Here is a 12878-nt window from a genome sequence, read left to right on the forward strand (position 1 = left end):
GGGGGGACGACCAACGGTCGTCACCCATCACGGCGGGGTCATTCCGGGCCGTCCAGCTCCGGGTAATGGCGGAAGATGCCGTTGGCGTTGAACGCCAGCCGGCGATCGGATGCCAGATAAGCGGCGACGCCCGGGCGTTTTTCCACCCGTTCCTTCAACGCCGCCAGCAGCGGCAGCCTGGGCCACAGCGCCCGCATCCGCTGCGGGAACATGTAGTCCAGCCCGGCCAGCAGCTGGAACAGGGAAAGATCGACGTAGGAGTGCTCGCGCAGCGGGTGGCGGCCACCGTTGTCCTTGACCATGTCTTCGAAGTAACCAAGGAACTTCGGCAGGCGTTCGCCACGCATCGAGGCGGCCCGTGCGATGGCTTCGCTTTTCTGGTCTTCGTAGTACTGCGAGGCGGCGATCGGGTGGTGGGTGTCGTGCACTTCGGCCACCAGGTCGGCGATGGTCAGCTGCAGCTGGATGGCCTGCACCCGGCGTGAGGCCGCATGCGGCACCAGGTCCAGGGTCGGGCCGAGGAAATCGAGAATGGCCGCCACCTGGGCCACCACCTGGCGGCCGGCCTTCAGAAAGGGCGGGGCGAACGGGCGACCGCCCTCGGAGGTACCGGCCAGGAACGGATCCATGACGGCATCGCCGTGGACCCGCGCCATGTCGGTGTAGTCGGCACCGGCGTCTTCCAAGGCCAGGCGCACGAACTCGCCGCGTCCCTGGATGCCGGTCCAGTAATAGAGCTCGTAATGCATGTCGGTCCCGTAAGGTGAAGGCCCGGGCAGTATCCCGCGCGCAATGGCAGGGCCCGGTGAGCATGCCCTACACGCGATGTTTCCTTATCGGGGACGATGATCTCAGGGGCCCTTGAAACGCGCGGCGGCAGCCGCATCTGATGGGTAGTGCCGGCGTGGCCGGCTTCTCTGATCGAGGATTCGACATGCGGATGGACAAGCTCACCTCGCGTTTCCAGCAGGCGCTGGCCGACGCGCAGTCGCTGGCCGTGGGCCGCGACAATTCCATCGTCGAACCGGTGCACGTGTTCAGTGCCCTGTTCGACCAGCCCGGCGGCAGTACCCGGCCGCTGCTTTCGCAGGCAGGTGTCAACGTGACCGTGCTGCGCGAGCGGCTGGACGAAGCGTTGGCGGCATTGCCGAAGGTATCCGGGCAGGCCGGCAACCTGTCCATCGGCAATGACCTCAACCGCTTGCTCAACCACACCGACAAGCTGGCCCAGCAGCAGGGCGATGCCTTCATCGCCAGCGAGTGGTTCGTGCTTGCGGCGCTGGAAGACGGCGGCAGCCTGGGCATGGCGCTGCGTGCGGCCGGTGCGGACAAGGCACGGCTGCAGGTCGCCATCGACAAGCTGCGCGGCGGCGAGAAAGTGCAGTCTGAAAGCGCCGAGGAACAGCGCCAGGGGCTGGAAAAATACACCATCGACCTGACCGCGCGCGCCGAGAGCGGCAAGCTGGATCCGGTGATCGGCCGCGACGAGGAGATCCGCCGGACCATCCAGGTGCTGCAACGACGCACCAAGAACAACCCGGTGCTGATCGGCGAGCCCGGCGTGGGCAAGACCGCGATCGTCGAAGGCCTGGCCCAGCGCATCATCAACGACGAAGTGCCCGAAGGCCTGCGTGGCAAGCGCGTGCTGTCGCTGGACATGGGCGCGCTGATCGCCGGCGCGAAGTTCCGCGGCGAGTTCGAAGAACGGCTGAAGGGCGTGCTCAACGACCTGGCCAAGAACGAAGGACAGGTCATCCTGTTCATCGACGAGCTGCACACCATGGTCGGTGCCGGCAAGGCCGACGGCGCGATGGATGCAGGCAACATGCTCAAGCCGGCGCTTGCACGTGGCGAGCTGCATTGTGTAGGTGCCACAACGCTGGACGAGTACCGCAAGTACATCGAAAAGGACGCCGCGCTGGAGCGTCGTTTCCAGAAGGTGCTGGTCGGCGAGCCCACGGTGGAGGACACCATCGCCATCCTGCGCGGGCTGAAGGAAAAGTATGCCGTGCATCATGGCGTGGAGATCACCGATCCGGCGATCGTGGCGGCCGCCACCTTGTCGCATCGCTACATCAGCGACCGCCAGTTGCCGGACAAGGCCATCGACCTGATGGACGAAGCCGCCTCGCGCATCCGCATGGAGATCGATTCCAAGCCGGAAGAACTGGACAGGCTGGAGCGCCGTCTGATCCAGCTGAAGATCCAGCGCGAGATGCTGAAGAAAGAGAAGGATGAGGCATCGCGACAGCGTCTGGCGGACCTGGAGAACGATATCGATGCGCTGGAACGCGAGTTCTCCGATCTCAACGAAATCTGGAAATCCGAGAAGGCCGCATTGCAGGGCGCAACGAAGATCAAGGAACAGATCGAGCAGGCGAAGCTGGAGCTGGAGTCGGCCCAGCGCCGGCAGGATTTCGGCCGCATGAGCGAGATCCAGTATGGCCAGTTGCCGCAGCTGGAGAAACAGCTGGCGGTCGCGCAGGAAGCGGAGAACACCGAGTTCAAGCTGGTGCAGGACCGGGTAACCGCCGAGGAGATCGCCGAAGTGGTGTCGCGCTGGACCGGTATTCCGGTGAACCGGATGCTGGAAGGCGAACGCGAGAAGCTGCTGCGCATGGAGGATGAGCTGCACCGGCGCGTGGTGGGCCAGGAAGAAGCGATCAAGGTGGTGTCCGATGCGGTGCGTCGCTCGCGCGCCGGGCTGTCCGATCCGGATCGTCCCAGTGGCTCGTTCCTGTTCCTGGGACCGACCGGGGTAGGCAAGACCGAGCTGTGCAAGGCGCTGGCCGAGTTCCTGTTCGACAGCACCGATGCGATGATCCGCATCGACATGAGCGAGTTCATGGAGAAGCACAGCGTGGCGCGGCTGGTCGGTGCGCCCCCGGGCTATGTCGGCTATGAAGAAGGCGGCTACCTGACCGAAGCGGTGCGTCGTCGCCCGTACTCGATCATCCTGCTCGACGAGGTCGAGAAGGCGCACCCGGATGTGTTCAACATCCTGCTGCAGGTGCTCGATGATGGTCGCCTGACGGACGGGCAGGGACGTACGGTCGACTTCCGCAATACGGTGATCGTGATGACCTCCAACCTAGGTTCGCACCAGATCCAGGACATGAGCGGGGATGACTCGCCGGAGGCCTACACGCAGATGAAGGCCGCGGTGATGGGCGTGGTGCAGGCGCACTTCCGTCCGGAGTTCATCAACCGCCTTGACGACATCGTGGTGTTCCACCCGCTGGACAAGCAGCAGATCAAACAGATCGCGCGCATCCAGATGCGTGGCCTGGAATCGCGGCTGGCCGAACGCGGTCTCAGGCTGCAGGTAAGCGATGCGGCGTTTGAACAGTTGGGCACCGTGGGCTTCGACCCGATCTACGGCGCACGTCCGCTCAAGCGCGCGATCCAGGCGCAACTGGAGAACCCGCTGGCGCAGAAAATCCTGTCCGGTGAGTTCAGCAGCGGCGACACCATCGGCGTGGATGCGGGCAGCGGCCAGCTGGTCTTCAGCAGGCAGTGAGCAGTGCAGGGGGCGCCGGGCAGGTCACCGGCGCCATCACCTACAGGAAACGTACCTGTTCGCCCGGCGGGCGCGCCATCGGTGCCCCCTCACTGCAGTTGAACACGCGGGCGAAATCGCGAAGATTGGACGGTGCCATGTCCGCGCGCACCTGGCCGGGGGCATGGCTGTCGGTCGCGCGCTGGGCTTCGGCGCGCTCCTTCGTGGTGATCGTGCGGCACATCAGCGCGTAACTGACGAGCAGGCGCTGCTGGCGCGTCAGGCCGTCGATCATCGCATCAGGAGTACCTGCCGTGGCATGCAGCATCGCATCCATCGCAAGGCTCAAGCCGCCCACGTCCGCCAGGTTCTCGTCGAGCGTCAACTCCCCGTCGAGCGCCCGTCCGTCACGCACGTAGGCTGCGTACTGCGCCTTCACCCTGGCTGCGAGGGTGCCCAGCTGCTGCCGGCTCTGTGCTGAGAGCCAATCGTTCTCCTGGCCTTCGGCATCGAAATGGGTGCCGACGGAATCGAATGCGTGGCCCATCTCGTGCCCGATGATGGCGCCGATCGCCCCATAGTTGAGCGGGGCATCGGCGGCGGGATCAAACAGGGGCGGCTGCAGCAACGCGGCAGGTATCACGATCCGGTTGAGCGAGACGTCCTGGTAGGCGTCGACGGTCTGCGGGGTCAGCTTCCAGTGGGTGGCATCCACGGGCTCGCCGAGCTGGGCGACATTGCGGCGCTGCGCATGCGCCCGTACTGCCTGGATATTGGCCAGGAAGCTTGAACGGCTGGTGCCGACATGGTCCCAGGTAGGCCATGTCCGCGGATGGCCGAGGTCGATCTGCAGCGTGGCGGCCTTGTCCAATGCCCGTGCGCGGCTGCTGTCGTCCATCCACTCACACTGCTGCAACCGGCGCCTGAGCGCGGCAGTCATCTGCGCGGTTATTTCTTCGGCAGCGCGGCGCGTGCTCGGCGGGAACGCGACCTCGGCGTAGGCAGGACCGAGCGCATCGCCGGCGTGCTGCTGGAGGATGCCCATCACGCGGGCAAAACGCGGTACCGGCGATCGGCGGCCCTTTAGGACACCGCCGTGAAAGGCGTCGTGCTGGTCGACGAAGGCACTGGACAGGCAGGGAGCGGCGTTGTCGGTGGCGTGGAAGCGAAGGTAGGCCTTCCAGGCAGCGCGCGGAACGCCTTCCAGCAATGCGTCCACGCGTTGGAAAAAGTCCGGCATGCCCAGCGAGAACGTAGCGGGCGGTTGGACGCCCTGGGCCCGGAAAAACTGCTGCCAATCGATGGCAGGCGTCAGCGTGTGGGCCTCTGCGGGGCTTACCGGATTGTGGTACGCGCCGGGATCGGCCGCGTACACGGCAAAGGGGAGGGAGGCGGCGGCCAGTGCACGTTCAAGCGAGACGATGTCGTGGGATGAACGTCCTGCTGCTTCGGGCGGCATGCCGGACAGCACGAGGGTGGCGGAGACATGGGCGCGGTAGGCGTCGAGGATGTGCTGTTTTTCCGGGTCGTCGTACCAGGTGCTGTCGGGCAGGCCAAGGCCCGACTGCGCCAGGTAGGCGGTGTTCACCGAGGGATCGAGCTGGTCCGGCAATACGCTGAACTCGAACAGAGGGTTGCTGCCGCGCGCGCTTGAATCGAACAAATGGGCGACCAGGCTTGGCAGGTCGCCGATGGCCTCGATCCTGTCCAGCAGCGGCTGCAGCGGGCGCCGCCCGGCCACTTCGATGCCTGCCTCGTCCATGCCCGTCGCCCACAGATCTCCTACCACCTTCGCCGGCGGATCCGGAGCGGGCTGCGCCGCCATCTGCTCGGCCAGTTGCTGGCACTGCAGCAGCGCGATGCTGCGTAGATGGTCCAGCGTCCCGAACTGCGTGCGGCTGGGTTGCAGCGCGCTGGATTGTTCCCATCGCCGGTTGACGTGTGCACCGAGCGAGTCGCACGGCGACAACGTCATGTCCAGTTCGCTGGCGTTGAAGCGGACGGGCCGAAGCAGGCGGGCTGGATCCAGCGTGTAGTGCGAAGTCGCCGCCAGGTCGGTGGGCAGCGGTGCGGGAGCTGCAGCGGGCACGGCAGGACGATGCAGAAGGTAGCCCGCCGCCGCAGCACCTGCCCAGAACGCGGTGACACCGGCGGCCGTCCACAACGCGGTGCCGCACTGGCGGGGGCTGCGCAGGCACCCGGCCAACGCGGCGTCGGAGACCGCGTTGGCGATGCCCGAGGGCGCCATTGCAAGCAGCGGCGCCTGTGCCGGAGAGATGGCGGTCGCGGCTGCGGGAGTCTCCATCGGGAACCCGGCCTGCAGCGCCTGCGTTCCCGGAAGCCACCCCCCACCGGCAGCTGAGCCGGGCGCCGGTGCTGGGGGCAGTGAGCATGGCCCGAGCGGAAGCCGCCCGCTCGCAGGCAGGGCGCTACCCATCATCAGGGCGAACGCGAGCTGGTTGCGGATCCCTTCGACATTCAGCCTGGCGGCCGGCCTGCCGAAGCGTCGCTGGCAGGCTGCCGGATGCGATGGCGCAGCCAGGCCGTGATGCTTCCGGTGGTGGGCGCCCTGCTGCTGGCGGGCTTGGGTGGCGTTGATCGGCATACGCTCTCTCTCTCAGCTGGCCAAGGGCACGGAAACGGGCGCGGGATGGGGGATGTCCGGATCCCATTGCAGGTTGCGGATTCCATCCTCGAGTGCGTCGGCCAAGGCCGCCCCCATCACCGGATCGACCCGGTGCAGGCGATCACGTTGGCTGTGGATCATGACCGGCAGCGCGTTGGGGTGTGCATCGCGCAGTTGCCGGTAGGCATGGTACGCATCGCTTGCCGCCCGGTAGGTTTCCTTCAGTGCGCGGGCCTTGCCGGGCGACAGCTCGAGCGTGCCGTTCCGTTGCGCCTGCCAGAGTGTCCAGTCCACCTGCGCATCACGCTGGTTCCATTCCTTGCGTGCATCTTCCACTTGTTTCCATAGCCGCGCATCGTCTGCGCTCATCTGGCTGATGCCTACGCAGGGAATGGAGGCGTTCTGGAATGGGATGTTGTCCGAGGTGAGCCATGGTGTGTCCTGCGCCGGGGCCGGTGTGAAGCCATGCGCGGCGAGGCGCTGCTCCAGCTGCTGGCGTGCGTGTTGCTCGATGGGCGTGACCGGCGGTGCCTGCAGGTACAGCGTCGGCTGGCCCAGGTGCAGCGAGCCGGCCAATGCGTCGGTGCCTGACATTGCGTAGCCATGGCCGCCGCGCCCGGTCATGTCGATGTTGATCACGAACGCAGGACAATCCTGTCGATCCAGGCATTGGTTGACGTATGCACGCGCGCCGATGAAGCCCAGCTCTTCGTAGGAGGTCACCAGCAGCTCTATCTGGGTGCCCTCCGGGGCCGGGTTGTCCCGGAACCTGGTGCCCATGAGCAGGAGCGTGGCCAGCCCGGAACCATTGTCCAGGGCGCCTTCGGACCCTGACGAGCGACCGATCATGTCGCCATGGGCGACCAGCAGCACGCGGTGCACGGGCGGCTGTCCGCCGGCCGGGGGAAGGGTGACATGCAGATTGAAGGCGGCAGTGCCTTCGGCGATGCCCAGATGGGCCAGCCCGGACAGGGTGTAGGGAAGGCGGGCTACCGGGCCGACGTTGCGTTCGAGCAGTTCAACCATGGTCTCCTGCCGGCGCAGGTTGGCATCGATCCAGCGCTGCTGGATCCCGGCCGGACTGCCCTGGCGGCCGCCGCCGCCGCTCACCGTGCTGGCGACGATGCGCTCGAGGTAATACTGGAAGGCGGCCTGTTCCGGCGAATACAGATTGCTCAGTGCATCCACCAGCGCGAGCAGTTCGCCGCTGGCATCGAACGCTGCCGCCTCGGCCATGGGAGGCCAGGTTGCCTGCGCGGGGCCGGGACGGACCGGGACAGCAGGTACCAGGATGCGCACAAGGCGCGCCACGTCGCTGGCGGGCAAGCGCTCCAACAGTGGATTGATGCCGTCGGCGCGACACGTCCGGTTGCCGGCGCAGTGGCGATGGATCCGCAGCAGCGCGGTCTCCAGTGGCTCGGCATCGCCTTCGGCATCCACCACGCTGATCTGTTGCGCGGCTTCCCGCAGCGCCTCGCGCTCCTGGCTTGCAGCGTCAGGGAATGCCGGTTCGTCCGGGTCCACCGGTACCGGGCCACCCAGCGCATCGCGTGCCGCGCAGTACATCGTCGCCGCGATCCCGGTCGCGGCGCCGACGCCCAATGCGGTTCCGCACAGGCGGGGAGAAGCGGTGCAGGCGGCGGCCGCACTGTTAGCGATGCCGGTCAGCGCGGTGCAGGGCGCTGTGCGGTGTGCAGTCGTCAGTGGGCGATAGTCCGAGTGTGCGCCGGCGGCCGGCAGCAGCGCCACTGCCGGACCCCCACCCGGTTCGCGGGTACCGCTGGATCCAGTGACCGACAGACCGGGCGGGCGCGACGCGCGCGGCGCGGCCAGGGTGCTTGCAAGCAAGGCGCCGACGAACAGATTGGCTGGCCTGCCGAGAAGGCGCAGGGGCGCTGGGTGTGCTCCCCATGCGGCGTGTTGGCGCGAGGCATGTGAGGGTGGCGCCCCGCCGTCATTCTGGAACTTGCCGCTCACTCGTCTTGCAAGGCTGGCATGGTCACATCGCACTGCGCGCGCTCCTCTGGAATCAGCCTGCAGCGTGGCGGCGGAGCGGGCGACTCAGGAAGGGGCGAAAGCGACCCGATGCTGCAGATGCGACGTTTCTGACAGGGCTCCTGTCCAGCGGCCAGGAGGCTTCACGCTTCGCGGCCTGCAAGCGCAGTGCTGATGATTTCCAGCTTGGTCCTCATCGCCGCGCGCCATCACCATCGGCATGGCGCTGCGCTACTCTGGAGCTGCCTCTCCAAGGGCGTGGCAACGCAGTCCCCGGCCGATGCGGGTCGGCCGGGGACAACCTTGTCCAGCCACGTGCAGGCGCGCCGGCCCAGCCGCCGGTGGCGGCCAGGCCTCACACCACCGGAATGCTGTGCTGCTGGCCCATCGTGCGATACGGCGGCGTGGCCATGATCATCTCGGCCAGCGAGTACGCCAGCTCGCGTTCGGCCATTACCGTGCCGTCGGCACCATGTTCGAGCAGGTGACGCACTTCGGCGTCGCTGTGCGCACGCGCCAGCAGGGTCAGGCCGGGATTGATCGCGCGCAGCTTGGCCAGCGCCTCGCCGGCTTCCAGCGGCTGCGGAATCGCCAGCACGGCGATCTTGGCGCGCTCCGGGTGTGCTTCGGCCAGCACCCGATCGGCGGCGGCACTGCCGCGGATGGCCGCGATGCCGGCGGCATGCGCGCTTTCCACGTGTTCCTTGTTGTCGTCGATGACCAGCACCGGTACACCTTTGTCGCGCAGAACCTGGGACAGTTCGCTGCCGACCCGGCCGTAGCCGATGACGATGGCATGGTCGTGCAGGTCACGCGAGGGGCCGTCGGCCTCTTCCGGCTCCGGCTCGGCTGGCTGCAGCGCGAGCTGGCGCGCCTGCCAGCGATCCAGCAGGCCGAACACCAGGGGGTTCAGCATGATCGATACCAGCGCGCCGGCCAGCACCAGGGACTGACCGGTGGGCGGCAGGATCTGCAGTGCAACGCCCAGGCCGGCGATGATGAAGGCGAACTCGCCGATCTGCGCCAGGCTGGCCGAGATGGTCAGCGCGGTACTGGTCGGGTGGCCAAACGCACGCACGATGAAGAACGCGGCGGCGGATTTGCCGAACATGATGATCAACACCGTCGCCAGCACCTGCCACGGGTGCTCGACGATGATCATCGGGTTGAACAGCATGCCGACCGAGACGAAGAACAACACGGCGAACGCATCGCGCAGCGGCAGTGAATCGGTAGCCGCCTTGTGGCTGAGTTCGGATTCGTTGAGCAGCATGCCGGCGAAGAAAGCGCCCAGCGCGAAGGACACGCCGAACAGCATCGCCGAGCCGAACGCCACGCCAAGGGCGATCGCCAGCACGGCCAGGGTGAACAGTTCGCGCGAGCCGGTGCCGGCGATGCGTTCCAGGATCCAGGGAATGACCCGGCGGCCGACTACCAGCATCACCGCCACGAACAGGCCGAGCTGCACGAAGGTCCAGCCGATGTCGGCCAGCACGCTGCCGATGCTGTGGTTCTGCTTGGCGGCATCGGGTCCGAACACCCCGGCCAGCACCGGCATCATCACCAAGGCCAGCACGCAGGCCAGGTCTTCGACGATCAGCCAGCCCACCGCGATCTTGCCGCGCAGGCTTTCCAGCAGCCGGCGTTCTTCCATTGCCCGCAGCAGCACCACGGTACTGGCGGTGGCCAGCGAGAAACCGAACACGATGCCGTGGATGGCCGGCCAGCCCATCAGGCTGGCCACGCCCCAGCCGAGCAGGGTGGCGACCAGGATCTGGCCGATCGCCCCGGGGATGGCGATGGCCTTCACCGCCATCAGGTCCTTCAGCGAAAAATGCAGGCCGACGCCGAACATCAGCAGCATGACGCCCAGTTCGGCCAACTGGTTGGCCAGCGCCTGGTCGGCGACGAAGCCGGGAGTGAATGGACCTACGCAGATGCCAGCAACCAGATACCCGACCAACGGAGACAAGCGCAGCTTGTTGGCCAGCGCGCCGAAGATGAAGGCGAGCCCGAGGCCAACGGCAACGATGTTGATCAGGTCGGTGTCATGGTGCATCAGGTCTCGCAGGTGAATCGGGGGATGTCCCGATTTTCACCGATGGGCCCCGATACGGCAAACGCCGGGCATTGCCCGGCGTCTGTTGCAGTTCCATGCGACCGCGCCGGGCCAGGCCCGGCCGGCCCTTACCAGGTGTAGCGGATGCGGCCGTAGACGTAGGCGCCGTTGAAGCCGAACGGCGAGTAGTTGCTGTACGGCAGCATGCCCCAGGTGGAGTTCTGCAGGTCCACGGTGCGGTCCGGGTATTCGTCCAGCAGGTTGTCCGCACCCAGGGTCAGGGTCCAGTTCTCGCTGGGCTTGTAGCTGGCCGAAGCATCCAGCACCCATTTCGCATCGTAGGTCTGGTCGCGGGTGGCGGTGGCCGAGTTGCGCACGGTGAAGCTGCCGTAGCGGGTGGCGGCCAGGCCCAGCTCCCAATGGTCCGACCGCCACGTGCCGCTGACGATGGCCTTGTCGCGCGGGAAGCTGTCTTCGATGCGGCCGATCTCATCACGCCCGATCAGCGCCTGGGTGATGCCGAGGGCCTGGAAGGCCGCCGGCGAGGCATCGAACTTCTGCACTTCGGTGTCGTTGTAGCTGTAGGCGGCGGTCAGCTCCAGGCTGCTCGCGCTGAACGGCACGGTGTAGCTGGCCACGGCATCGACGCCGCGGGTGCGCGTGTCCAGGCCGTTGGTGAAGTAGGAGAACGCGGTGACCTGCGGCAGGCCCAGGCCGGTCAGCAGGTCGGCCACGGCGGTGTTGCCGGTGGTGGTGATGTTGGACGACAGCGCAATGCGGTCGTCGATCTCGATCTGGTACGCATCCACGGTCAGGTACAGGCGGTCGATCGGCTGCAGCACCAGGCCGACGCTGTAGGAGGTGGAGGTTTCCGCCTTCAGCGGTGCCGAACCGAGAGCCTGTGCAGCGGCGCTGGCGGCCGGGAAGGTGCCGCGCTCGACGAAGCTGCCGTTGACGATCGTGCTGGTGACCGCCTGGTAGCTCTGCTGGGCCAGCGAAGGCGCACGGAAGCCACTGGAGGCAGTGGCGCGCAGGGCGACCTTGTCGGTGAAGGCGTAGCGCGCCGACAGCTTGCCGGAGAACTTGTCGCCGAAGTCCGAGTAGTCCTCGTAGCGACCGGTGACACCGGCGGAGAACTTGTCGGTCAGGTCCGCTTCCAGCCCGGCGTACACCGCGTAGTTGTGGCGGTCCTCGTCGACGGCATTGATCGGGGTGAAGCCGGCGAAGCCCTGCGCACCGCTGCCGGTGTAGGAGTCCGGTTCACCCGGACGCTGCTCCCAGGTCTCGCGGCGGTATTCACCACCGAAGGACAAGGTGACCGGATAGGCCAGGCCCCAGTCCAGCGACTTGGTGAAGTCGGCGTTGAAGATGTCCTGGGTGTACTTCAGGGTGCCGTCGTAGAAGTCGCTCGGGCTGGTGGCGCCGAGGCTGTAATTGATGCTGTTGCGGGTGTGGAAGTCGAGCGTGTTCTCGCCGTGATTGGCGCTCAGGTCCCAGGTCCAGCCACTTTCGGTGCTGCCCTTGACGCCGGCCACGACCGAACGGTCCTTGGAGTACTGGTTGATCTGCGGCACGTAGCCGTCCGGGTAGACCTGGGCCAGCAAGGCGGTCTGGCCGCTGTGGTTGGGCGAGCGGTAGAACGCGAACGAGGTAATGTCGCGGTTGCTGAGCAGTGCGTTGGCGTAACCGGTGACGTTGTCGCTGAAGGCGAAGCTGGCGTTGGCAGAGACCGCCGATGCATCGACCTGCGGATCGCCGACCACGAAGGTCTTTTCGCCGATGTCGGGGAAGTTGCCGGTATTCGGCGTCGTGCCCAGGTAGGGCCCGGCGCGGTTGCTTTCGTCCTGCTGGCTGTACTGGCCCGCCAGGTGGACCTGGCCGCGGCCGTCGCCGAAGGTGAAACCGGCGTCGCCGGAGAGCTGGTTCTTGTTGCCGTCGCCGGCCGCGTACTGGCCGTGGTCGATAGCCAGGCTGCCACCGCTGCCGCTGCCCTTGAGCACGATGTTGACGACACCGGCGATGGCGTCTGAACCGTACTGGGCCGAAGCACCGTCGCGCAGCACTTCCACGCGTTCAATGGCGCCGATCGGGATGGCGTTGATGTCCACCGCCGAGGAGCCACGGCCGATGCTGCCGTTGACGTTGATCATCGCCGAGGTGTGGCGGCGCTTTCCGTCCACCAGCACCAGCACCTGGTCCGGGGACAGCCCACGCAGCTGCGCCGGGCGGATGCCGCTGGTGCCGTCAGTGAGCGCCGGCCGCGGGAAGTTCAGCGAGGGCAGGGCGCGCGAGAGCGCGGTGGCCAGTTCGGAGGTGCCGGTGGACTGCAGCGCCTCGGGGGTGATGATGTCGATCGGCGACTGCGATTCGGCGACCGTACGGTCGGCCACGCGGGTGCCGGTGACGATCACCGTGTCGAGCGTATTGGCGGTCTGTGCGGCGGCGGAGAAGGCGGACGCGCCGAGCATCAGGGCGACGGCGGCGGCGAGTTGGCTGGTCTTGCGGGTCATCAGGACGTGGCTCCGGTTGGGGGAGGCACCGGGGCGACATCTCGGGGAGCGGGACGGCGTTGTTGCGGTGCGCAATACAGCAATTAACGACAATTTAATCCGCTGTCAAATGACGGTAACGTCAAAAACCGTTGCAGAAGCAACAATTTAGCCGCAAGGACAGCATCGTGGGGAGGTGCCCGGAAGGGC

6 protein-coding genes are annotated in these 12878 nt (G+C 66.7%); 1 reads left to right on the top strand and 5 read right to left on the bottom strand.

Translation table 11 applies throughout. From position 1 onward, the window contains the following. Positions 1-38: 38 nt before the first annotated feature. Positions 39-749, bottom strand: a complete 711-nt coding sequence (locus tag ACI2JH_RS18555) for a glutathione S-transferase (RefSeq protein ID WP_101098817.1) — start codon at positions 747-749, stop codon at positions 39-41. A 185-nt stretch (positions 750-934) separates the two neighbouring features. Here ACI2JH_RS18555 and clpB point away from each other — a divergent pair, with 185 nt between their 5' ends. Beyond that, complete coding sequence (gene clpB / locus ACI2JH_RS18560; RefSeq protein WP_404736899.1) at positions 935-3520, top strand: ATP-dependent chaperone ClpB; 2586 nt, start codon at positions 935-937, stop codon at positions 3518-3520. 40 nt (positions 3521-3560) lie between these two features. Here clpB and ACI2JH_RS18565 read toward each other — a convergent pair whose 3' ends face one another. The 4 genes from ACI2JH_RS18565 to ACI2JH_RS18580 form a co-directional block, all read right to left on the bottom strand. Continuing rightward, complete coding sequence (locus tag ACI2JH_RS18565; RefSeq protein ID WP_404736900.1) at positions 3561-5804, bottom strand: M13 family metallopeptidase; 2244 nt, start codon at positions 5802-5804, stop codon at positions 3561-3563. A 312-nt stretch (positions 5805-6116) separates the two neighbouring features. Next, entirely contained in the window at positions 6117-7973 is a 1857-nt protein-coding gene (locus ACI2JH_RS18570) for a M28 family metallopeptidase (RefSeq protein WP_404736901.1), read from the bottom strand. A 502-nt stretch (positions 7974-8475) separates the two neighbouring features. Then, entirely contained in the window at positions 8476-10179 is a 1704-nt protein-coding gene (gene ybaL / locus ACI2JH_RS18575; RefSeq protein ID WP_101098821.1) for a YbaL family putative K(+) efflux transporter, read from the bottom strand. Positions 10180-10307: 128 nt separating this feature from the next. Next, positions 10308-12689 (bottom strand): TonB-dependent receptor plug domain-containing protein, encoded by a 2382-nt coding sequence (locus tag ACI2JH_RS18580; RefSeq protein ID WP_404736902.1) that lies wholly within the window; start codon positions 12687-12689, stop codon positions 10308-10310. Positions 12690-12878: the final 189 nt, after the last annotated feature.

The sequence above is a fragment of the Stenotrophomonas sp. NPDC078853 genome, assembly GCF_044901215.1.
Lineage (GTDB): Bacteria > Pseudomonadota > Gammaproteobacteria > Xanthomonadales > Xanthomonadaceae > Stenotrophomonas > Stenotrophomonas lacuserhaii.

What these genes read in the sequence shown, in the direction of transcription:
- ACI2JH_RS18555 (WP_101098817.1), bottom strand. Translation starts at nt 749, where the DNA reads ATGCATTACGAGCTCTATTACTGGACCGGCATCCAGGGACGCGGCGAG.
- clpB (WP_404736899.1), top strand. Translation starts at nt 935, where the DNA reads ATGCGGATGGACAAGCTCACCTCGCGTTTCCAGCAGGCGCTGGCCGAC.
- ACI2JH_RS18565 (WP_404736900.1), bottom strand. Translation starts at nt 5,804, where the DNA reads ATGGAGACTCCCGCAGCCGCGACCGCCATCTCTCCGGCACAGGCGCCG.
- ybaL (WP_101098821.1), bottom strand. Translation starts at nt 10,179, where the DNA reads ATGCACCATGACACCGACCTGATCAACATCGTTGCCGTTGGCCTCGGG.
- ACI2JH_RS18580 (WP_404736902.1), bottom strand. Translation starts at nt 12,689, where the DNA reads ATGACCCGCAAGACCAGCCAACTCGCCGCCGCCGTCGCCCTGATGCTC.